The 21,810-nt window shown below is 58.8% G+C and carries 17 protein-coding genes and 1 pseudogene; 7 read left to right on the forward strand and 11 right to left on the reverse strand.

The genetic code is table 11. From position 1 onward, the window contains the following. Positions 1–73 precede the first annotated feature (73 nt). Entirely contained in the window at positions 74–277 is a 204-nt protein-coding gene (locus ASB65_RS09645) for a hypothetical protein (RefSeq protein WP_003508314.1), read from the forward strand. Positions 278–430: 153 nt separating this feature from the next. Here ASB65_RS09645 and ASB65_RS09650 read toward each other — a convergent pair whose 3' ends face one another. The 11 genes from ASB65_RS09650 to ASB65_RS09700 form a co-directional block, all read right to left on the reverse strand. After that, positions 431–1,753 (reverse strand): epoxide hydrolase family protein, encoded by a 1,323-nt coding sequence (locus tag ASB65_RS09650; RefSeq protein WP_060723880.1) that lies wholly within the window; start codon positions 1,751–1,753, stop codon positions 431–433. A 196-nt stretch (positions 1,754–1,949) separates the two neighbouring features. Beyond that, a complete protein-coding gene (locus tag ASB65_RS09655) occupies positions 1,950–3,368 on the reverse strand; it encodes an aldehyde dehydrogenase family protein (protein ID WP_003508316.1) in 1,419 nt (472 codons plus the stop codon). Positions 3,369–3,678: 310 nt separating this feature from the next. Continuing rightward, positions 3,679–4,095 (reverse strand): organic hydroperoxide resistance protein, encoded by a 417-nt coding sequence (locus ASB65_RS09660; protein WP_060723819.1) that lies wholly within the window; start codon positions 4,093–4,095, stop codon positions 3,679–3,681. Positions 4,096–4,244: 149 nt separating this feature from the next. Next, positions 4,245–5,561: an ATP-binding protein gene (locus tag ASB65_RS09665; RefSeq protein ID WP_060723820.1), complete on the reverse strand. Its 1,317-nt coding sequence runs from the start codon at positions 5,559–5,561 to the stop codon at positions 4,245–4,247. After that, positions 5,558–6,298: a response regulator gene (locus ASB65_RS09670; RefSeq protein WP_060723821.1), complete on the reverse strand. Its 741-nt coding sequence runs from the start codon at positions 6,296–6,298 to the stop codon at positions 5,558–5,560. Before ASB65_RS09670 ends, ASB65_RS09665 begins: the two co-directional genes overlap by 4 nt. Before the next feature lie 94 nt (positions 6,299–6,392). Then, positions 6,393–7,439: an alpha/beta fold hydrolase gene (locus tag ASB65_RS09675; RefSeq protein WP_060723822.1), complete on the reverse strand. Its 1,047-nt coding sequence runs from the start codon at positions 7,437–7,439 to the stop codon at positions 6,393–6,395. Positions 7,440–7,640: 201 nt separating this feature from the next. Continuing rightward, complete coding sequence (locus tag ASB65_RS09680; protein ID WP_060723823.1) at positions 7,641–8,399, reverse strand: alpha/beta hydrolase; 759 nt, start codon at positions 8,397–8,399, stop codon at positions 7,641–7,643. A 46-nt stretch (positions 8,400–8,445) separates the two neighbouring features. After that, positions 8,446–10,194 (reverse strand): cytochrome c biogenesis protein DipZ, encoded by a 1,749-nt coding sequence (locus ASB65_RS09685; RefSeq protein WP_060723881.1) that lies wholly within the window; start codon positions 10,192–10,194, stop codon positions 8,446–8,448. 172 nt (positions 10,195–10,366) lie between these two features. Then, positions 10,367–10,876, reverse strand: a complete 510-nt coding sequence (locus ASB65_RS09690) for a cytochrome P460 family protein (protein ID WP_003508332.1) — start codon at positions 10,874–10,876, stop codon at positions 10,367–10,369. A gap of 369 nt (positions 10,877–11,245) precedes the next feature. Further along, positions 11,246–12,454: an MFS transporter gene (locus ASB65_RS09695; protein WP_060723824.1), complete on the reverse strand. Its 1,209-nt coding sequence runs from the start codon at positions 12,452–12,454 to the stop codon at positions 11,246–11,248. A 398-nt stretch (positions 12,455–12,852) separates the two neighbouring features. Then, positions 12,853–14,622, reverse strand: coding sequence for a diguanylate cyclase (locus ASB65_RS09700; protein WP_060723825.1), 1,770 nt, complete (start codon positions 14,620–14,622; stop codon positions 12,853–12,855). 413 nt (positions 14,623–15,035) lie between these two features. Here ASB65_RS09700 and ASB65_RS09705 point away from each other — a divergent pair. The 6 genes and pseudogenes from ASB65_RS09705 to ASB65_RS09730 form a co-directional block, all read left to right on the forward strand. After that, a pseudogene (locus ASB65_RS09705) lies at positions 15,036–15,302 on the forward strand (6-phosphogluconate dehydrogenase (decarboxylating)); the annotation flags it as partial. A gap of 150 nt (positions 15,303–15,452) precedes the next feature. Then, a complete protein-coding gene (locus ASB65_RS09710) occupies positions 15,453–17,090 on the forward strand; it encodes an ABC transporter ATP-binding protein (protein WP_060723827.1) in 1,638 nt (545 codons plus the stop codon). Positions 17,091–17,391: 301 nt separating this feature from the next. After that, positions 17,392–17,877 (forward strand): MarR family winged helix-turn-helix transcriptional regulator, encoded by a 486-nt coding sequence (locus ASB65_RS09715; protein ID WP_060723828.1) that lies wholly within the window; start codon positions 17,392–17,394, stop codon positions 17,875–17,877. Then, a complete protein-coding gene (locus ASB65_RS09720; RefSeq protein ID WP_060723829.1) occupies positions 17,874–18,587 on the forward strand; it encodes an SDR family NAD(P)-dependent oxidoreductase in 714 nt (237 codons plus the stop codon). The genes ASB65_RS09715 and ASB65_RS09720 overlap by 4 nt, the downstream gene beginning before the upstream one ends. A 1-nt stretch (position 18,588) precedes the next feature. After that, on the forward strand, positions 18,589–19,920 hold the full coding sequence (locus ASB65_RS09725) for an NAD(P)/FAD-dependent oxidoreductase (protein WP_003509622.1): 1,332 nt from the start codon (positions 18,589–18,591) through the stop codon (positions 19,918–19,920). 137 nt (positions 19,921–20,057) lie between these two features. Then, entirely contained in the window at positions 20,058–21,719 is a 1,662-nt protein-coding gene (locus tag ASB65_RS09730) for a peptide ABC transporter substrate-binding protein (protein ID WP_060723830.1), read from the forward strand. Positions 21,720–21,810 lie beyond the last annotated feature (91 nt).

Raw genomic sequence — 21,810 nt, forward strand, 5'->3', positions numbered from 1 at the left:
TCGATGGAAAACTCTCGACACAACGCTTCTCCATCAAGTGACGCAATATCGTTATTCATGATGGAGATCCGAGATGACCAACGCAGTGTCGCTTCTGTCGATCCGCAGGGTTTTGAATGAGTTCTGCGCAGAGAACCGCCTGCCGATCGGCTGCTCGATAGCCGTTGACGCCGCAAAATACCTGATCAGGATCGCCTCCACGGACGCCGTGTCCGGATCAATGCTGCGATCTGCGCTGGATCAGTGGATGGCGGAACGTGTCGCGGTTGCGGCCTGAAATCTTCTGGCCTCAGATACGGAAAAAGCCGTTCCTCGACTGGTGTCGAGCGACGGCTTTTTTGGTGCAGAAACGCCCAAGCGTTAAATCGGACAGCAACACGAGGATGTGGTGAAGCGCGGCCCGGGAACCGCGCTTCCAGAATGACGTCTCTCAGCGCAGCTTTCTGAAAGCGTCACGAAGCTCTCTTGAGAAAATCCCGGGCTGCTCCCAGGCGGCGAAATGTCCGCCATGATCGACCTGATGATAATAGGTCAGCGATGGATAGGCCTGCCTGCTCCAGCTCTCCGGAGCCTGATAGATTTCCTTCGGGAAAACGGTGATGCCGACGGGGATCTTGATGTCCCTGGTTTTCTGGGCGTCCGCGCTGAAGTTGTTGTTGTTGTTTTCCCAATAGAAGCGCGCGCCGGACGCGCCGCTGTTGGTCAACCAGTAGAGCGTGATGTCGTTGAGCATTTCATCCCTGGAAAGCACGCTTTCGGGCTCGCCATTGCTGTCGCTCCATTGCGCGAATTTCTCGTAGATGAAGGATGCGAGACCGACAGGTGAATCCGACAGGGAATAGCCGATCGTCTGGGGTCTTGTGACCATCATTGCGCCATAGGCAGCGTTCCTGCCGAAAAACTCTTTGAGCGAGTCATAGGCATTTCGTTCCGGCGCAGACAGGTCCGCAGGGGCCGGATCACCGCTGTTGATGGCTTTCATGAGCGCACCGGGAACGGTGGCCGGCATATTGAGATGGATGCCGAGCAGACCCTTTGGCGCCTGCCGGGCAAGCGCATCGGAAATGACCGAACCATGATCGCCGCCCTGGGAAACATAACGCGTGTAGCCGAGGCGCTTCACAAGGGTGTCCCAGGCGCGAGCAACACGGTCCGGTCCCCAGCCCAGATCGGTCGGATGGCCTGAAAAACCATAGCCGGGGATGGAGGGAATGATCACGTCGAACGCGTCTTCGGCTTTGCCGCCATAAGCGGTCGGGTCCGTCAACGGGCCGATAACTTTTGTGAACTCGAAGATTGAACCCGGCCAGCCGTGGGTGAGGATGACAGGCAAGGCGTTGGGATGGCGTGAGCGGACATGAATGAAGTGGATGTCGACGCCGTCGATCGTGGTGATGAACTGCGGCAATGCGTTGAGTTCTTTCTCGGCATTTCGCCAGTCATAGTCGCTGCCCCAGTATCGGACGAGATCCTGAACCCGCGCCAGCTGGATGCCCTGGGAAATATCGCCAACGGTTTCCTTATCCGGCCAGCGCGCATTCCTGATCCTCGCCTTGAGGTCGTCAATCTGTGACTGATCGACATGAACCTGGAACGGCCGAATGCTGTCGTCGGCAGAGGCGGTTTCGGATTGGGGGGGTTTGACAGTCTCAACTGCCAAGGCAGGAGTGAAGGCCATCAACACGGTCATTGCAGACCCAAGGACAATCGCGGTGTTGTTTCCGCCTTTTGCAGGGTGAAGGACGTCGGTCATATTTCTCTCCATATCGATGTGTTCCGCGACCATTTCGCGTCCGAAACAGGTAGATGTTGATCGTATCCCGGCTGTTTCTTTCGACCTGCTGTTGCGTCACCAAACGTCGGTTTTCGCACGGCTGACACTTGTGGATACAAAGTCGGCCTGAAGCAGAACGGGAGTGCGCCGGGATCGGCGCTGCAGACTTCTCGCGTTACGGGGTGAGAACGGCTCGCGGTTCGAGCATGCCGTCGAGACCGAAGGCACCAATCTCCCTGCCGATACCGGATTGCTTGAAACCGCCGAAGGGCGCGCGAGGATCATGCGGTGCGCCGTTGATGACGACGCGGCCGGCCATAAGCCTTGCGGCGATGCGTTCGGCACGTCTGAGGTCGGATCCAAGCACATAGGCCTGCAATCCGTAGTCGCTATCATTGGCGATTTCGACGGCCTCATCTTCGTCTTCATAGGCGAGAAGACACAGGACGGGACCAAAGATTTCTTCGCGGGCGATGCGCATTTCGTTCGTGACATCTGCGAAGATTGTCGGGCGGGCGAACCATCCTTTTTCAATCCCGGCCGGTCGTCCGGTTCCGCCTGTCAGCAGGGTTGCTCCTTCTTCGACACCAAGCCGGATGTAAGTCTGAATCCTCTCCCACTGGGCAAGGCTGGCGAGAGGGCCTACCCGAACCTCCGGATCACGGGGATCGCCAACTTTGAATTTTTCAGCCGCCATCCTCAACCGCTCGGCAATCTCGGGGAGACGGGACCGCGGAGCCAGGATGCGGGTACCCGCGACGCAGGCCTGGCCGCTGTTCGCAAAGCCCGACATCAGGGCGACAGGTATGGCCTTGTCGAGGTCGGCATCCGGCAGGATAATGGTGGGTGCTTTTCCTCCCAGCTCCAGAACCACTCTTTTCATGCCGTCGATAGCCGCGCGTTGAATGATCTTTGCAGCTTGGGTGGAACCGGTGAAGCTGATGGTCGCAACGTCGGGATCCTGCGTCAGCGCCGCACCGACCACCGGACCCGTGCCGTTGACAATGTTGAAAACCCCTGCCGGCAGGCCGGCCCGATGCAGCCTTCTCACCAGAATATCCGTCTGAAACGCACTCTGTTCGGCCGGTTTGATGACGAGGGACGAGCCTGAACCGATTGCATGCGCAAGCTTGGTGGCGATAAAACCGAAATTGCTGTTCCAGGGCGTGATGGCGGTGAGAACGCCGCGCGGCAGCATCGTGACCGTGCTTTTGCCCACGACCCGGTCAAAGTCGTAGTTCGCCACGGTCTCAGCCATAACATCAAAAATCGACGCTGCGTTTTGAACGGAGAAAGCCGTGAAATAAGCGGGCGCGCCGTATTCTTCGGTCATGACCTGCGTGAGCTCATCCGGTCGCTCTGCGATCGTATCGCGCAGGCTGCGCAGCATATCGATACGCTGCGCCTTGGTGGATGTTGCCATGGCGGGAAAAGCGCGTTTCGCGGCTTCCACTGCGGCCCTTGCATCATCGGCGTTGCCAAGCCGGACATCGCCGATTTTTTCTTCCGTTGCCGGATTGAAAAGGTCCAGCCGTTCATTGCCGTCTGGCACCACAAATTTACCGTCGACATAGATGTGTTCAATTGATCGCATTGATCTGGCCTCGTTTAAGATGGTTGGAAATCCGGCTCGTCTGGCCGCCGCGGAACGCGCTGGAGGCGCGCCGCATGGGGAGCAGGCAGGCTTCCTTGAGTTGATCAGAGGGATGGCAGGAAGAAGTTGAGACGCGAAAACGGCTGCGGCGGGCGCCGGGCCGGTCCCTTGTGGTCACATCGATGAAACTGCGCCCAGAAGTCCTGCAAGCGGCGAGGGCTCGTCGGATGTAGCATCATATACGCATGGTGCTGCGAATATCGCCGCAAACACGATGGCGACGACAAACGCACGGGCGGAAACAATCGGCTTAAGCGAGCTTGAGCGTAACATCGATGTTCCCCCTGGCTGCCTTCGAATAGGGGCAGATCTGGTGGGCATCCTCGATGATGGCCTGTGCTACGGGACGATCGATCCCGGGCAGGCTGACCGACAGGCGAGCCTGCAGGAAGAACTCGCCGCCCGTCGTGCCGAGGTCGACTTCCGCATCGACGGCGGTGTCGGCGGGAAGCCGGAGCTGGCGTTTCGCCGCCGCCTTTGTCATGGCGCCGATAAAACATGCCGACCAGCCGGCTGCAAAAAGCTGTTCGGGATTCGTGCCCGGCTTTCCGCTGCCCGGAGGCGAGAGCTTGATGCCCAGCGCGCCATCATCGCTTTGCGCCGATCCGTCACGCCCGCCGGTCGTGTGGGTCTTGCCGGTATAAAGAACAGTTTCGATCTTGGTCATGGGAGGCTCCTTTCATTTGCCGCTGCTGCGGCGTTTCGTGATAGGAGCTTTGTGATGGATCAGCGTATCCGGCATGTTTCCGGAAACTGCGAAACTGTATCGAAAAGTATCGGCGCTTTGTCACTGGTTATCGTCGACCCGCATCCCTGTCAGGGAAAGGCCACCTCGGCCGCAAGCCCGCCGCCCTGCCTGTTATAGAGGCGAACCGAGCCGCCGATCGTTCCGGCGAGCTGCTGCGCGATCGCCAGTCCGAGACCTGTTCCGCCCGTGTCGCGGTTTCTCGATGTTTCAATCCGGAAGAAAGGCTGCATGGCATTTTGCAGCATCTCGTCGGGGATGCCCGGCCCCCGATCGAGCACCGTGATGACCACGGTGCCTTCACCACGCCGGTCCACTTTAATCTCGGCGCTGCCGGCGAATTTGAGGGCGTTATCTATGAAGTTCGTCAGGATTCTTCGCAATGCATGTGGCTTTGTCGACGCGGTGCCGCGCACCATGCCGGCAACTGTTACGGCTTTTCCGGTATCCTGATAGTCGTAGGCGATGCTGTCGATGAAAGAGGCCAGATCGATACGGGAGGATTTTTCGCCATTGCCGTGAGCGCTGCGTGCGTAAGCGATCCCATCCTGCACCAGGCGTTCGATTTCACGCAGGTCACTGACCAGCTTTTCCTTTTCCGGCGTATCGTCTGCCATATCGGCCCGCAACCGCATCCGGGTGATGGGCGTCTGCAGGTCGTGCGAAATCGCCGCAAGAATCTGGACACGCTCCTCGAGATATTGCGCGACGCGATCGCGCATGGCGTTGAACGCGCGGGCGGCGTGGGCAACTTCGCTTGGGCCGCTCTCACTCATCGGCAACCCCTTTTCCCCCGGATCCAGCGCTTCGGCTGCCGCAGCCAGCGCGCTGAGCGGTCTGGTCGTCTGTCGCACTGCAAACCAGGTGCAGAGGAGGAGAAGCGCCATCTGCGCGGCGAAGACATAAGGCAGCCATTCCGCCAGGGGCATCACGCCGCGCGGTGTCACGTCGATTGTCAGGGGCGAGCCGTCCGACAGCGTCAGATGCGCCTGAAGCCGCTTGCCGTCGCCGGGAATGGACTCGACCCTGACGGGAAAACGGTGTCCTGCGGCTTCCTCGATCCTCTGCGCAATTTCAGCGCCACGGCCGGACATGTCGGAAACGCCGGGAAGACCGGGGCCGAGGACGAGTTGATAATTGCTGCGGCTCAGGCGATGGACCCATTGCGCCCGCTCTTCCGCAGGCAGGCGGTCGATGATGGCGATCGATACCGCCAGATCCTGCTCCAGAGTGCCGAGCATGACCGCCTTTGCCGACATATATCGTTCGGCAAAGAGAATGCTGAACGACAGGCCGTAGGCAATGGCGAGGCCGGCAAAAAGGATGATGAAAAGTCTGGACCGCAATGAGCGCGGCCACCAGCCGGCGAGCAGGCGCGGGCCGTTCATATCCTCGGCTCCGAAATCTCCACGGGCACCGCAAAGACATAGCCTTCCGCCCGCACCGTCTTGATGTAGACGGGTTCGCGCGCGTCATCCCCCAGCCTTTGGCGCACGCGGCTCACGAGAAGATCGATCGACCGGTCGAAAAGCTCGGCATCGCGTCCCTGGGTGAGATTTAACAGCTGGTCCCGGTTCAGGACACGCTGGGGATGATCGATGAAGACCCTGAGAAGCCGGTATTCAGCGCCGCTCAAGGCCACGGTCGTGCCCTCCCTGTCGAGCAGGTGACGGCCCACCGTGTCGAGGCGCCAGTCACCAAAGGTCAGGAGCTGCCCGGCCTCGCTGATCTGCAGATTGGGAGGCAGCATCCGCGTGCGGCGCAGGATGGCTTTGATCCGCGCAAGAAGCTCACGGGCAGCGAAGGGCTTCGACAGATAGTCGTCGGCGCCCATTTCGAGCCCGATAATGCGATCCATCTCGTCATCGCGGGCGGTCAGCATCAGGACCGGCGTGGCTTTGTGTTTCCCCGCTCGCAGCTCACGGCATAGGACCAGCCCGTCATCGCCAGGCATCATCACGTCGAGCACGATGAGATCGACGGTATTGCCGTCGAGAAAACTTCTCATCTGCCGTCCATCGGCCGCCACGCTCGTACGCAGGCCGTTCTTCTTCAGGTAGCTGGAGACCAGCTCCCGGATTTCCCTGTCGTCGTCCACGACGAGAATATGGTCGATATGGTCCATTGGATGCCTTCGTCGTCCGGACGGTTCGAGTGGCCCGCTACCGCGCGCCCCGCTGTCACATTAGTAAGACAACGGTTCGCGGGCTTCGGCAAGTTTAAAGCTTTGCGACGTCCAGAACAGCCCTGGCAAAAGCTTCTGGCGCCTCCTGCGGAAGGTTGTGGCCTATGCCGCCGCTGATGTTGCGGTGCTGGTATTTGCCGGAAAACTTCGATGCATAGGCGGAAGGGTCTGGATGCGGAGCACCGTTTGCGTCGCCTTCCAAGGTTATCGTCGGCACGGTGATGACGGGAAGTTTCGCAAGCTGGCGCTCGTATTTATCGTACTTGGCTTCCCCGTCTGCCAGTGCCAACCGCCAGCGGTAGTTATGGATGGTGATGGCCACATGGTCGGGATTGTCGAATGCGGGGGCCGAACGATTGAAGGTCTCGTCACTGAATTTCCAGGTCGGAGATGCCGTCTGCCAGATCAGGCGCACGAAGTCCCGGGTGTTCGCTGCGTAACCCGCACGGCCGCGCTCCGTCGCGAAATAGAACTGATACCACCACGAAAGTTCCGCCTTGGGCGGAAGTGGCTTTCTATTGATTTCCTGGCTGCCGATAAGATAGCCGCTGACCGACACGAGCCCGGTGCAACGCTCGGGCCAGAGTGCGGCCATGATGTCGGCGGTGCGAGCGCCCCAGTCATAACCGGCCACGACGGCCTGTTTGACGCCGAGTGCGTCGAGAAAGGCAATCATGTCGACCGCAAGCGCCGCCTGCTGTCCGTTGCGTGCCGTGTCGTCCGAGAGAAAACGGGTCGTGCCATATCCGCGCAGATAGGGGATGAGCACCCGATATCCAGCCGATGCAAGGATGGGCGCGACATCGACATAGCTGTAGATGTCATAGGGCCATCCGTGCAGCAGCAGCACGACCGGGCCGTCTGCGGGGCCAGCTTCTGCGTAACCAACGCTGAGTACACCCGCTTCAACCTGCTTCAGGGCGCCAAAGTAGGTCGCTCCGTCGCGTCCGGTTGACGGCTGAGGCGCAGGCGCTTCGCCCTTGGCATGAGCAAGGCCTGTGGCCCCGAATTCGACGGCGGCAACCGTCATTGCAGCAATGCCGAAGAAGCGGCGGCGTTGGAAATTGATCTCGGAAGTCATTTGCTATCTCTCCTGTCCGTGTTGGATGCCGGACAGGTAACGGGGTGCGTGTATCCTCGATGTGTCCCAAGGGAGGCGAATGTGAATGGTTTTGTAGCAGGGCGCATTCCGGATACAGACTGATACATTTGGCTCGCCCTTCCAACGCAATCAGCCGCCCCGACATCCGGGGCGGCTGCATTTGATCTTACGAAGGTGCGCTTACTTTGAGGATGCCCGGGCCGCCTGTTCGATGACGTCTGCAACCTTATCGGGCTGGGAGGCGAAGACCGCATGGCTTGCCGCAATCTCGGTCACCGTGCTGCCAGCGCGCTTGGCCATGTCACGCTCGAGCTCGGGGTTGATCGACCGGTCCTGCGTTGCGACGATCGACCAGCTTTTTTTGGTTTTCCAGGCGGGTTCGCCGGCTTTGGCGGCAAAGGCGGCCTTGGCGGCGAAGACCTGACTTCTTGCCATGAAGGTTGCATCCTCATGCGGCAGATCGCCGGCGAAATCTTGTCCAAAGACGGCTGGATCGAGGTAAAGGAACGCGCCATCCTTCGTCGGCTTGATGCCGTTGCCGGCCGGCGGTTTGGAGCCGGCGAGGTCGAGAAGGCTCTCTCCCTTCTCCGGCTGGAAAGCGGCGACATAGACCAGCCCGGCCACGTCCGGTCGATTGCCGGCTTCCGAAATCACCATGCCGCCGTAGCTGTGCCCGACGAGCAGGCTCGGGCCCTGCTGGAGATCGAGGACACGGTTGGTGGCCGCCACATCATCGGCAAGCGAAGTGATGGGTTCCTGCACGATCGTGACGTTGAAACCTCGGCTTTGAAGGACCTCTGTCGCCCAGCGCCAGGCCGAACCATCGGCCAGCGCGCCATGGACTATGACGATATTCTTCACCTCCGCCGCATGTGCGGCAAAAGCGATCAGTGCGGTTGCGATGGCAATCGCGAATTTTGGCATGAGACGACGGTGCATCATGTTTTTCCTTTGGTTTGATGGGAAAGGGAAGGAAAATGCAGGTTCAGCCGAACGTGAAGGCATAGGCCTGCACGCCGGGGTCGAGGAAGCGGATGGCAAAGGTTCTCGCTTCGACGGTGCCGGACTGGCGGACGAGCTGGTAAAGACGGGTTGAGGTAACAACGCCGTTGCCTTCGGCGTCCGTGTCGGCGCCGTGATCTGCGCCCGGCGGATGCCCGTCGATGGTGACCTGGAAACGAACCGGTTTTCCGGCGCTTGCCGGCCCAAGGACCAGATGCAGGTCACGGGCGCTGAAGCGGTAGGTTATGCCGCCATCAGCCGCATCAAGTGTGGCCGCCTCCGCGCCAACCGTCCAGGTACCGGAAAGTCCCCATTCGTTGAGAGAAGGCGTCGTGACGGAATAGTCGCGCGGCGTGTCCGCGCGCACCGCCTCGTTGGATGCAAAATTCTCAGCCTGTCGGTAGCCGATATAGGTTTCGCCGGAGCGCATGTGCCCGATATCCGCACCGGCTTCAGCCCCTGTCGCCTCCGGGCTCACCGGGGCACTGGAGGAAGCGCTACTACCGGCTTCACGCAGCAGGTCCTGGATCGCCTCTTCCGTCTGCCGGTAGTTGCCCTCGCCGAAATGGTGGTAGCGAATCTGGCCCTTGGCATCGATCAGGTAATGCGCCGGCCAATAGCTGTTATCAAAGGCGCGCCAGATCTTGTAATCATTATCGATTGCCACCGGGTAATCGATCTTGAAGCCGGCGACGGCCTGCCTGACATTGTCGATCTTCTTTTCAAAGGCGAATTCGGGTGCGTGGACACCGATGACGACAAGGCCCTGATCGCGGTATTTGTCTGCCCAGGCCCGCACATAGGGAATGGTGCGGATGCAGTTGATGCAGGAATAGGTCCAGAAGTCGATGAGGACGACCTTGCCACGCAATTGTTCAGGCGTGAGGGGCGGGGAATTGAGCCACTCGACGGCGCCGTCGAGGGATGGAGCCTTGCCCTCAACCGGCAGCTCCGACCGGGCCGCAGCAGCGCTGGCACCCGCCGCCGTTGCCGCTTCAGGCGCTTTGGTGGTGCGGAGCCGATCGAGCACCTGCTGTTCGAAGGATGCCGTGCTCGCATAGGAAATCTGCGACAGGAAACCAGTATCCAGACCGAGCGCGATGACCGTGACGCCGGCAAGCACCGCCGCGCCAAGCACTTGGCGGATCCGCTCGCTGAAACCCAGAGACCGCTTCATACCCGCAAATACCCGGCCGCCGATGAGGATGGCAACGGCAAGGGAGGTCGCAGCCCCGGCGGCATAGGCGGCAAGCAGCAGGCTCGTTTCCAGATTGGCCCCCTTCAGGGCCGCCCCCGTCAGGACAAGCCCGAGGATTGGTCCCGCGCAGGGTGCCCATAAAAGGCCGGTGGCGATGCCGAGTATCAGGGAGCCCGCAATCGTCGGTACTGACCCGGGCTTGCCGGCAGCATTGGCGAGCCGGTTACCGAGTTCGACGACCGGGCGGGTGATGATGCTGGCCGCGCGGGGCGAAATCAGGCCGACACCGAAGATTGCAAGCAGCGCAAGAGCCGCGAGCCGGCCATATTCATTGGCGCTGATTGCCCAGCTGCCGCCCACCGCCGCCAGCGTCGCGACGGCGCAAAAGGTTGCCGCCATTCCCGTAAGCAGCGGCAGCATGCTGCGCAGGAACGGTTGCCCCGCCCGCGCAAAAACGAAGGGAAGGATGGGCAGGATACAGGGGCTGAGAATTGTCAGCGCCCCTCCGAGATAGGCAATGACCAGAAACGTCATCATCTTGTCCTTTCAGGCAGGAATTCGGGGCTCCGGGCGGCGAAGGCGACCCGGTGATGGCGCCAATTTCCCGGCCTCACGTATCCCTGATGTGTCGGGGCTTCGGTGAATTTGTATTCGAGTGTAAAAGCCGCCAGCGGCGCACGGCCGCGAAAGCGAAGCCCGTCATTCGTCACTGCGCATAGCGCGTGAAGACGAAATCATGGTCCTTGACGTTGCCTTCGTGGCAGGAGAGACAGGTCTCATGCTGTGCGGCATCCACCGGCTTGCCGTTGACAAACCGCCCGAAGCCCCAGCCGTGGCTGCCGGCATATTTCTTGGAATCTTTCACCATCACCTGCACGGTTGTTGCTGCTCCCGGCACCGTGGCCGGAGGAAACTCCGTGGATTGCTGCCGCTTATAGGCAAGCTTCACCAGTATCGAGCCATCGGGAAAGGGCAGGGTTCCGCTCTTGTAGGCGTTGACGGCGATATCATTTGCCAGAACAGCGCGAAGCTCGTCCAGCGGCGGCGCTTCCTGCGCGGGCGCGATGAACTTCCAGTCACGATATCCTTCGGGAAGAGTGACGCCATAGATGGGAGAGGCGTTTTCCGGCGGCGTGTCCGCAAAGCTCGAATAAGCGGCCCCAAAACCTGCTCCCGCAACCGAGAGAACGACGGCAAAGAAAATCTGGCTCTTCATGAAACATCCTGCCTGATCCGAAAAAGATCAGGCAATGGTCTGCGCCGCAGGTATCCGGCATGTTTCATGAAACCCGCATTTATGTATCAGATCGTAGCAGGGAATGTACCCATCAAGCCTGTGGCGAGATCAGCCTTTCCGCGACGCGTTGATTCGTGGTTTCGCCGCTTGCGACAGCAAACCAGCGTCGCCGGTCAAGAAACATTTCCGGTGTGGCGGCATGCAGATGCGCAGGAACGACAGTGCGATACCGAGAGCGGGGGGGCCGGGAGCGTTAAAAACATGCGTGCTGGCGTCAGGCAACGCCAGCACAATTGCGCGTAATCAGGTGCCTTGCCTCCAAAGGGTGCGAGGAGGAAAAGGCAACAATCAATCAGGACGCTGCAGCAAGGCCAGAGCGACCGTGGATGCAGCCAGGATCGCGGTCAGAGCCAGCGGAGCAGTGGCACCGTAGGAATCCACGATATAGCCGCCGAAAACCGCACCGATACTGATGGCCACCTGAAAGGAAACGACCATCAGGCTGCCTGCTGCTTCCAGGGCGTCGGGTGCGCCGCGGGAAAGGTTGGTCGGCAGCACCACGGGCGCCATGCCGAAGGCAAGGCCCCAAAGGGCGACGAGGGCAAATGCGGCACCGGTATGAACACCCCAGACAACGAGGGCGATCGTCGCAAATGCCATCAGGGCGGCGGTAACGATGAGTGCGAGGCGGATACTGGTGTCAGCCATCCGGCCCCCCAGCACATTGCCGATCACCGAAGCGACGCCAAAGCCGAGCAGGGCGAGGGCAATCGGCGTGGTCTCAAGCAGCGTCACCTGTTCGAGGAAGGGACGCACATAGACCGAACCGGCGAAATGCCCCGTCATCAGCAACAGGATTGCCAGCATCCCCAGTTGAACGCTGCGCCGCCGCGTCAGCCGCAGAACATCGGAAAGACTGTTGCTCGTACTTGCCGGCAGCGACGGCAGGCTGAGTATTTGCAGCAGCATCGCAATTACGGCAAGCCCCGCCGTCATCGACATGGCGATGCGCCATCCCAGCCAGTCGCTGATCAAGGCGCCCATTGAAGGGGCAGCGATGGTGGCAAGCGAAACGCCGAGGGTGACGATAGCCATGCCGCGCCCGGTCGAATTTGCGCCAACGAGCCGTGCAACAACCGCAACCGAAAGCGCCCAGAAACCGCTGAGCGCGATACCCAGTCCGGCCCGGCCCACCAACAATAGCCAGAAATCGCTCGCAAATGACGCGAGAATGTTGGAGCCGATCGCCAGCGCACTAAGACCGACAAGCACGCTCTTGCGGTTTAATTTGCCGATGAGAACGTTGCTCAGCAAGGCCGTCACGGCGCCCACGGAAGCTGTAGCCGTAACAACCTGCCCGGCCGTACCCTCGGTGATGCCAAGATCGCGCGCCATGGGCGTCAACAATCCCGCTGGCAGAAACTCGGCCGATACCAGCGCAAAGCTGGTGGCCGCCATCGAAAGAACCGCGAACCAGGTCGCAGCGGTCCATGCGGGTTGCTCGGCGGCCTCTAGGCCAATTGTTGCCCCATCAAATTCTGATGTCGTGTCCGTCATGGTCTCTCTCCTTGAGTTGAGAGAGTTTTAGACGAATTTTTTCGGATGATATGTATCTAAAAATCCGAATTTCATGCCTATTCCTCCGAAATTTGTGCGTTGCACAACGTTTGGAGGCGTTCGGCCCGCGAGTGGATCACGCGCCTCACGGTAATTGCCGCTGATCTCGATATTTTTCAGTTCACGGAGCCCGTTATGTTGGTTAAGCCATCATACGGCACGGCACAGACGGGCGAACGGCACGTTTTCGCTGTCCTTGGCATTTAGGGTTCCAGGTCATGGCCTGCCGTTGGTCGGACAGGTGTCCAGTTTTGAGTTCCAAAGGGCGCTGGCAGGCACCGTCGACGCCCGTGGCATGAGGCGTTTATTTACGGCCTCGTTGTGCCAAGCCCCTTGGCTCACATCGCGTCGGACGATACCCATTTGTTGCGACCGCTCTGTTTGGCGTTCAAGAGTGCGGCGTCTGCTCGTTCCAGCACGCTACTCACTGTCCCTCCCGCCGGTGCGGTTGCAATACCGACGGATACGGTGACCGGGTCAAGCAGGCGACCGCGATAGTTGAATGGCGCGCGTTCGACTGCACGCCGGAGTCTCTCCGCAACCTTGATGGCATCTTCAATACCCGCAGCCGGCATCAACACAGTGAATTCCTCGCCGCCGAAACGGAATAGTTCACCCAGCTCGCCGACGGCTTCGGAAAGGACTTGGGCAACATATTGCATCACCGCGTCACCGGCATCGTGGCCAAAGCGGTCATTGAAGCGCTTGAAATGGTCGATATCAAGCATGAGACAGGCGAGTGAATCGTCTGGCTTCTCAATATGCCTGTTCAGCGCCTCATCAAGAGACCGACGGTTCAGGAGACCGGTCAAGGCATCCTGTCTGGCCATGCCAAGCAGCCGCTGCCGCAGCTGGAGGTTTGCGACGGCAAGACCAATATTCTCGGCGAGGAGTTCCAGATAAAGTCGCTCTGTCTCCAGCGTTTCGTTTCTTGCGGGAATTTCGAGGTACAACAGGCCTACGGTGTCCCCCAAGGCGGTCAGCGGTATACAGAGACCGGTTCCGAAATTTCCCTGGAGGTGATGGCAGACGACGTCGTCCCCGTCCGGGTTGTTGGTGTGGGGGCGTCCGCGACGCAGAGCCCAGCAATCATCGATCAAAAACTCGGGCGCGGAAAACGAAGGGTCGGACCATTTTCCGGTCGATTGGAGAAGTGTACTGTTTTCCTTGAGCACAAGCAGCCGGCCCGCGATAGCGGGGAAAATCTGCGGCATGAATTTCGCAACGACGTCGGACAATTCATCCTGATTCTGGCACGCCTGAATTCGATGCATCATTTGGAGGATTAGGTCCTTGATGCGTTGGTTCCTGCGGTGCTCTGCATCAAGCCGTTCCCGTTCCAGCCCGTTGCTGCGGAAGATGCGAATGGCTTGGTTCATTTCTCCAATTTCGTCACGTCGCCCTTCGTCTGGTACCTCTATACTGTAGTCCTGCCGGGCAAGGCGCATGACGATATTGCTCATTCTGATAAGGGGCGCGGCAACACGTCTGCTGAGGACAAAGTACAATACGGCCAAAAACATCAGTGCGGTCAGGGCAAGCATCACCTTGGCGATAGATCCGTAGAAATCACTTCGGCTTTTGGCCTGGTCGACTGTCGCCTGCGTGCGTGCCGCAACGGTCTCTCTCACCTTTGCAACGGTATTCAGCAGACTCGTATGCAGTTGATAGTACTCGTCGCCGAACAGGACCTGTTGCGCATCACTCTGGCGCCCGGAGCGATAAGAAGCGATGGCCCCTCGCTCCATCGCATCCAGCCTGTCAGCGCTCTTTCGTATATCCTGAAACAATCCTTCTTCCTGCGGCGAGGCACCGAGCGCGGAGAGTTTATCCAAGGCTTTCTCGAGGTGGTTTTCCTGATCTTCGTCGACATAGAACTTTGCCAGATGCTGCTCGTCGCCTCGCATAACGTAAAGACGTGCCTCTTCGGCGCGCTCGTCCGCGATGATCATCAGTTCCTCGGCAAGATCGTTTAATTCGAGATGAGACTCGATTGTCGCGCGCTCTTGAGACGCGCTTCTTGCCGACAAAATGAATGTGGTGGCTGATACTGTCGTCAGTATCAGCGTCACGGCATAAGCCAGGTTTGTGATGGTGCCAAGTCGCATGGTGGTGCCAAATCTTGCCGCACGGTATCACGACCGGGTGCGGCGGGTCCAATTTGTGGGTTTGACCAATCATTTCGCCAAGTCTGTCTGATCCCCTATGGCTACCTCTTAGTCCCGCAGTCCAAAATGTCCAACGCGCTGTGTGGATTAAATTACCAAATCTTTAGTTGTGTGCCATTTCGCCAGTACCTAGCTTACTGGTAAGGCCGCATCCGATGTGGACATGCGCCACATGATAATGCGCGTGGTACTGCATTCTGCGTTCGTATTTCGTTGACTGGCCCATGCAGGACATAGCGTGCAGCCAGATCGTCTTCACCTGCTTTTGGGGGAACGCGGGAGTTTGGTAAAACGGCGCTTTACCGTTCGTCTCGGTGAATGAAACACCCATAGCGCATAGCACAGTAGGAGACGGGTCTGTCATCGGCTCGTGGCTGCTCGATCTGACGGCCGAGGCCCTGAAGCAGGACCCTGATCTAGACCAGTATGGTGGCCGGGTTTCGGACTCCGGCGAGGGGCGCTGGACACTGCAGGCGGCCGTCGAAACGGGCGTACCGGCTCCCGTGCTGGCATCGGCGCTGTTTGAGCGCTTCTCGTCACGCGGTGAGGCCGAATTTGCCGGCAAAGTGCTCTCGGCAATGCGCAATGCCTTTGGTGGCCATTTGGAAAAGGCAAAATAGGCGCGCAGGCCATGGACAAGTAACGATCGGACGGGCCGGCTTCAGGCGGAAGCCGCTACTGGACAAGATAGTGGATATAGTCCACTATTTTGTCTCCGGCGCGATATGCCGGGCAAACGCGAACAAAGTTACAAAAAACAAGGGGAACTTATGTCGCATTCAGCCACGTCGGCCGACGTGGTGCTGTCCGTTCGTCATCTCACGGTGGATTTGCCGCCGGGAATGGAGCGCAGCCACGCGGTCAAGGATATTTCGTTCGACCTTCACGCTGGGGAAATCCTTTGCATCATCGGCGAGTCGGGATCCGGCAAGTCCGTTACCGCAAGTACGATCATGGGACTTTTGTCGCCGGTCATCACAGTCAGTTCCGGCGAAATCCACTTTAGAGGAATGGACATCCTCTCGGCCAGAGAGGAAAAAATCCGGCCTTTACGCGGTCAGGCGGTCTCGATCATATTTCAGGATCCGCTTTCCGCGCTCAACCCGTTGATGACCGTCGGCGACCAGATATCAGAAGTCCTGGAAGCCCATGGGGCCGGAACGCCGCAGAGCCGAAACGCCAAGGTTCTGGAATTGCTGGAGGAGGTGGGCCTTCCCGACCCGTCGTTGATGCGACTGCAATATCCATTCCGCCTCTCCGGCGGACAGCGGCAGCGTGTCATGATCGCCATGGCGCTGGCGCTTGATCCGGATGTCCTGATTGCCGATGAGCCGACGACTGCGCTTGATGTTACCACGCAGGCGCAGATCCTGGACCTTATCCGAAAAATCCAGAAGCGGAAAAACATGAGCGTGATGTTCATCACCCATGATTTCGGTGTGGTTGCGGAAATTGCCGACCGTGTTGTGGTAATGGAAAAGGGATATCTCGTCGAGCAGGGAAGGGCGGATCAGGTTCTGGTCAGCCCGGTTCACCCCTACACGCAGCGGCTGGTTGCTGCTGTGCCGCGCATGCGCAACGCACAGCGCCCGCTTGACGAAGGCGCTCCCGTTGTTCTCGAAGTGGAAAACCTCGAAAAGGAATACCGCAGTTCCGGCTCGTTTTTCCGCAAGGCCCGGAGCGTCAAGGCGGTGAACGGCGTCAGCTTCAAGCTGAGAAAAGGGCAGACACTCGGTGTTGTCGGGGAGAGCGGCTCGGGCAAGTCGTCGCTTGGGCGCGTTTTGCTGAAGTTGCTTCACTCGGATGGCGGCGCCATTCGCTTCGACGGTCGCGATATAGCTGCGATGGACGAAAGCGCGTTTCGATCCTTGCGGCCCTATATTCAGATGATCTTTCAGGATCCGTTTGCTTCGCTCAATCCGCGCCACACCATCGGCAGAATTCTGACGGTTGGTCCGCTGGCTCATGGAATGGCCTTGCACGAAGCGAGAACAAAGGCCCTTGGAATTCTAAAGCTCGTTGGTCTGGACGAGCAGGCCTATGACCGTTTTCCGCACGAGTTTTCCGGCGGTCAGCGCCAACGCATCGGTATTGCCCGCGCCCTGATGTTCGACCCGGTTGTTCTGGTGGCCGACGAAGCCGTTTCTGCGCTGGACGTGTCCATACAGGCGCAGGTCCTGCAACTTCTGGCCCATGTTCAAAGAGAAATGAAGGTGGCGATGATCTTCATTACCCATGATCTCAGGGTCGCAAGCCAGATTTGCGATGATGTGCTTGTCATGCACAAGGGAACCGTGGTGGAGCAGGGGCCGCCCACCCAAATCTTCCGATCGCCCACGCACCCCTATACGCAGAAACTCGTTGCGGCCATACCCGGCGCAGACTGGGAGCCGGCGGCTACGGCCTAGGCCATGTAACAATTTAGACGTCCGGGCAGTTTGCCCTAACGTCTATTTGTCTCGAGCGCCAATTCCAAACGCTCTGACCGCCGGATTTCGCCTGGTCCGACGGCGCTTTAACACGTTGATATAAGGCAATGAAATATATAAATAAATTTCATAATTTGTGGAAAAGTAGTTGCATTTGTCCACTAACTGTCATTTCATATAGTCACAAAACTGCAATACGACATGGCCGAAACCTGCACTGTGGCGCGCCCGGAAAGCGTACCCGCAACTGCTGTCCTGTGGCCATTCGATCGGAAAACTCATGCATAAGCCAACTGCGAAACCGCCCGTATCACCGACCGACATCAATCTCGATGTTCTCGAAGACACGTTGAGCTTCTACATCCGCACGATCAATCTTGCCGTGTCGCGCGATCTCGATGACCGGCTGGAGGGACTGGATGTGGCGAAGGGAACAGGAAAAATCACGACCCTGCTGCTCGTTGATGACTATCCTGGCATCCGCCCTTCGGTGATAGCGCATCTCACGATGCGTGACCGTTCGGCCATGGGCAGGATTATTGACCAGATGGTTTCACATGACCTCATCCGCCGGGAAGTGTCGCAGGAAGACAGCCGCGAGCAGGAACTTTATATCACCGAAGCAGGGGCGGCACTCGCCGTGAAAGTTCGTGAGATCGTTCCGCAGCAGTCTCGCGATTTCTTCAGCTTCATTCCAGAGGACGAACAGAAACAGGTGATCGACATCTTGCGTCGGGCCTATCGGCATATCGTGGGGCTTTCATGACAAATCGATCGGAACAACGCGTTGCTCTCATCTCCGGTACAAGCCGCGGCATAGGCGATCAAATTGGCGCAACCCTCTTGGAGGAAGGCTGGCGGGTTTCACTTGGTATGCGCACCCCCGCGCTGCCTTCCTGGGCCGCAGGTCACGAAGAAAAAGTTCATCTCTTCACTTACGATGCGAATGATGTGGTTGCTGAAAAAAGATGGACGCAAGATGCCCTTAAGCGGTTCGGTCGCATCGATGCCATCGTGGCGAATGCGGGCATCATGATCCCGAAGACCGTGATCGAAGCTGACGACGACGATATCGATGCAATGTTTTCCGTGAACGTCAAGGCGCCGCGGAGGCTTGTGAAGGCCGCATGGGATCCATTGTGCGAAAGCGGTCGTGGCCGAGTGATTATCCTCGCATCTCTCTCGGGCAAGCGCGTCAAGTCGGCATCGTCGGGCAGCTATTCCTTGTCCAAATTTGCCGCCGTGGCCCTCTCGCACGCCGTTCGGCAGGCGGGCTTCGACAAGGGCGTGCGCGCGACCGCCGTCTGCCCCGGATTTGTGGCAACCGACATGGCTGCGGTCCTGTCCGAGCGGCCGGCCGCGCAGATGACCCAGCCCGCGGATCTCGCCCGTATCATTGCCATGCTGCTGTCCCTTCCGAACGAGGCCTCCGTTGCCGAGTTCGCCATTAATTGCCAGCTTGAGGAGTTTTTCTGACATGCCCGGTCCTTATGTCGTTCCCGTTCATGGGGATGCGGAATTACCGAAAGAAGTCGACGTCGTTGTCATAGGCGGCGGCATCATCGGCACCTCTACCGCGCTCGAACTTGTCGATCAGGGGCTGCGAGTTGCCCTGTGTGAAAAAGGCGGCATCGGGCACGAGCAATCGAGCCGAAACTGGGGTTGGGTGCGTATTTCCCGCCGCGACCCGCGCGAAGTGCCCCTGATGGCAGAGGCGCTTCGCATCTGGGCCGACCTCAATCGCCGGTCCGGGCGGGAGACGGGTTTTAAACAATCCGGCATCGTCTTCACCTGCGCCAATGAACGGGAATTTGCCGAGCACGAACGCTGGAACCACAATCTTGAGGGCTACCAGATTGAGAGTCGCATGCTGAGTGCGGCGGAATTCAAGTCAAAATATCCTGGATCCAACATGAATATTGCCGGTGCGCTCTACACCGCCGGTGATTGCCGCGCGGAGCCGCAGCGGGCAGCGCCCGCGATTGCGGAAGCGGCACGCGATCGGGGCGCCGCTATCCTCACAGAATGCGCAGTGCGCGGCCTCCAGCTTTCAGGTGGAAGGGTCTCCGGCGTGGTGACGGAGCGTGGCGAAATCGCCTGCAAGGCTGTGGTAATGGCAGGAGGCGCATGGTCCAGCCTCTTCCTGGGTAATAACGGGCTCGACTTACCGCAGCTCAAGGTCATGAACTCTGTGCTGCGGACAAAGCCGCTGGAGGGCGGGCCGGAAGAGGCAATTTGGTCAAATGGTTTTGCTATCCGCAAGCGTCTGGATGGTGGATATACGATCGCAAACGGCTTTCAGAATATCGTCGACATCGTTCCGGCATCTTTCCGCTACGCGTTGAAATTCCTGCCTGCTTTGCGGCACGAGTGGCGTTCGCTCGATCTGCGTCTGACGGGCAAGTTCTACGATGAATGGCGCATACCGCGTCGCTGGAATCTCGATGAGCCGTCGCCCTTCGAATATAACCGCGTGCTCGATCCGGTTCCGTCGAAAGCGATGACGGACGGCGCTCTGGCGAAGCTGAAACAGGCATTTCCGATTTTCGAAAAGGTGGAAATCTCGCAGCGCTGGGCAGGCATGATCGATGTAACGCCGGACGCCATTCCGGTCATCGACGCCGTTGACGCCATTCCGGGTTTCCATGTCGCGACCGGTTTTTCAGGCCACGGGTTTGGAATAGGGCCCGCGGCCGGAAAGTTGATGGCCGACATTGTAACCGGCCGTAACCCGATCGTTGATCGCCATGATTTTCGGTTCAGCCGCTTTAGCGATGGCTCGAAGATCAAACTCGTCAGCGGATTCTAGGGTGACGCCACGGGGCCGAGCGCAAGCCGTCATGTCAAAGCACAAGGCAGGCAACTGTCGAAGGGAGCCAAACTGCCCAAAGAGGCGGAAGAAACAATAATCGTCATGTTCAACCATCGGATCAAGGGGAACTAAAAATGTCCGACCAGAACAAGCCGCTTATCAATACCACCCGCCGCCAGGCACTCGGCCTTTTTGCACTTGGTGCATCCGGTGTCGTCCTTTCCGGACTTCCGGTCTTTTCCCGCGCCATGGCGCAGGACAAGTCTGCCAAAGGCCAGCTGACCGTCGGCTTCTCTCAGGAACCCACTGTCTTCAATCCGCATATGCCCCACATTGAAGTGGATGAAGGGATCCACTTCAGCATTTTTGACCCGCTGTTTTACGTGGACGAGAAGGGCGCCTTCGTCGCCGCGCTAGCAGCGGAGGTCCCAACAGTCGAAAACGGCGGTATTTCCGCCGATGGTCTCAATTGGAAAGTCAAGCTTCGTGACGACGTCAAGTGGCACGATGGAAAGCCGTTTACCGCCGAAGATGTCAAGTTCACACTTGAGCTTCTCGTCGATCCGAATTTCCGGTCGTGGCGCAAGACCGGACATGAATTCGTCCGTGACCTGAGCGTCGTGTCCCCGACGGAAATCACCTGGAAGATGGAGAAGCCCTTTGCGCCCTATCCGTCTATCCTTGCTTCCACCTTCATGACCCCGAAACATCTTCTCGGTGCGGAAGCCGACCGCAACACAGCCGCCTATAACAACGCACCTGTCGGTACCGGAGCCTTTAAATGGAAGGAACGCGTCGCCGGCGATTACATCCTTCTTGAAGCCAACACCGACTATTTTGGTGACGGCCCGCATGTCGAGCGTCTGATTTACAAATATGTCCCTGACCTCAATGTTCTGTACACCCAGTTCAAGACAGGCGATATCGACGTTGTTGGTCTGCAGTGGATCACGCCGGACCACTATGACGAGGCCAAGGATCTTTCCGGAAAGGTTGTCAATGTCGTACCCGGTTCAACGATTGAATCGCTCTCCTTCAACATGGAGCGGCCACAATTCAAGGATCCGGCTGTCCGGGAGGCTCTCTACGCCGCAATCGACAAACAGTCGATCATAGAGGCGCTCTATTACGGTTTGCCAACTCCCACGGAGAGCTACGTCCCCCAGCAGTCATTCTATTACAATCCGGATTTGCCCAAACATGAATATTCCATCGAAAAGGCGAAGAAGCTTCTGGATGATGCGGGCTGGGTGGCCGGTGCCGATGGTGTTCGCGCGAAGGACGGGGTGAAGCTTGCCTTCACCTGCTCGACAACAGCGGGCAATCACATCCGCGAACAGGTGCAGCAATACATGCAGCAATCCTTTAAGGATATCGGCGTGGAAATGACCATCTCCAACCTGCCGCCGGCTGTCATGTGGGGCGACTACTGGATGTTGTCGAAATTCGATTCCGTTATTGTTGGTCTCGATTTTCTGACCGGGCCCGACCCCGATACATCTGATTTTTTCCGTTCGACGTCGAGCCCGGCGAAAGGCGGTTCGGGCCAGAACACCTGGCAGTTTGCCAACAAGGAAGTTGATGATCTTCTCGCGAAAGGCGGCAGCCTCTTCGTGCCGGAGGAGCGCAAGGCGGTTTACCTGAAAATTCAAGAGATCATGCGCAAGGAAATGCCGCTTCTGCCGCTGTTCCAATATGCGACGGTCCGCGGCCACAAGCAGGGTATCGAGAACGTCAAGCCGAACGTCAATACGCGCATCGACACATGGAACGTTGCGACCTGGCATCTGGCGTAAAGGCGAGCCACGAAACGGGGCTTTGCTCCGAGATATGTGGAACGCGCCGGCTTTGAAACAGCCGGTGCACTGACGGCTATTCGTGGACGGG

This window comes from Agrobacterium tumefaciens str. B6 (assembly GCF_001541315.1).
Lineage (GTDB): Bacteria > Pseudomonadota > Alphaproteobacteria > Rhizobiales > Rhizobiaceae > Agrobacterium > Agrobacterium radiobacter.

What these genes read in the sequence shown, in the direction of transcription:
- ASB65_RS09730 (WP_060723830.1), top strand. Translation starts at nt 20,058, where the DNA reads ATGTCCGACCAGAACAAGCCGCTTATCAATACCACCCGCCGCCAGGCA.
- ASB65_RS09685 (WP_060723881.1), bottom strand. Translation starts at nt 10,194, where the DNA reads ATGACGTTTCTGGTCATTGCCTATCTCGGAGGGGCGCTGACAATTCTC.
- ASB65_RS09715 (WP_060723828.1), top strand. Translation starts at nt 17,392, where the DNA reads ATGCATAAGCCAACTGCGAAACCGCCCGTATCACCGACCGACATCAAT.
- ASB65_RS09645 (WP_003508314.1), top strand. Translation starts at nt 74, where the DNA reads ATGACCAACGCAGTGTCGCTTCTGTCGATCCGCAGGGTTTTGAATGAG.
- ASB65_RS09670 (WP_060723821.1), bottom strand. Translation starts at nt 6,298, where the DNA reads ATGGACCATATCGACCATATTCTCGTCGTGGACGACGACAGGGAAATC.
- ASB65_RS09710 (WP_060723827.1), top strand. Translation starts at nt 15,453, where the DNA reads ATGTCGCATTCAGCCACGTCGGCCGACGTGGTGCTGTCCGTTCGTCAT.
- ASB65_RS09690 (WP_003508332.1), bottom strand. Translation starts at nt 10,876, where the DNA reads ATGAAGAGCCAGATTTTCTTTGCCGTCGTTCTCTCGGTTGCGGGAGCA.
- ASB65_RS09725 (WP_003509622.1), top strand. Translation starts at nt 18,589, where the DNA reads ATGCCCGGTCCTTATGTCGTTCCCGTTCATGGGGATGCGGAATTACCG.
- ASB65_RS09660 (WP_060723819.1), bottom strand. Translation starts at nt 4,095, where the DNA reads ATGACCAAGATCGAAACTGTTCTTTATACCGGCAAGACCCACACGACC.
- ASB65_RS09680 (WP_060723823.1), bottom strand. Translation starts at nt 8,399, where the DNA reads ATGCACCGTCGTCTCATGCCAAAATTCGCGATTGCCATCGCAACCGCA.
- ASB65_RS09700 (WP_060723825.1), bottom strand. Translation starts at nt 14,622, where the DNA reads ATGCGACTTGGCACCATCACAAACCTGGCTTATGCCGTGACGCTGATA.
- ASB65_RS09650 (WP_060723880.1), bottom strand. Translation starts at nt 1,753, where the DNA reads ATGACCGACGTCCTTCACCCTGCAAAAGGCGGAAACAACACCGCGATT.
- ASB65_RS09695 (WP_060723824.1), bottom strand. Translation starts at nt 12,454, where the DNA reads ATGACGGACACGACATCAGAATTTGATGGGGCAACAATTGGCCTAGAG.
- ASB65_RS09720 (WP_060723829.1), top strand. Translation starts at nt 17,874, where the DNA reads ATGACAAATCGATCGGAACAACGCGTTGCTCTCATCTCCGGTACAAGC.
- ASB65_RS09665 (WP_060723820.1), bottom strand. Translation starts at nt 5,561, where the DNA reads ATGAACGGCCCGCGCCTGCTCGCCGGCTGGTGGCCGCGCTCATTGCGG.
- ASB65_RS09675 (WP_060723822.1), bottom strand. Translation starts at nt 7,439, where the DNA reads ATGACTTCCGAGATCAATTTCCAACGCCGCCGCTTCTTCGGCATTGCT.
- ASB65_RS09655 (WP_003508316.1), bottom strand. Translation starts at nt 3,368, where the DNA reads ATGCGATCAATTGAACACATCTATGTCGACGGTAAATTTGTGGTGCCA.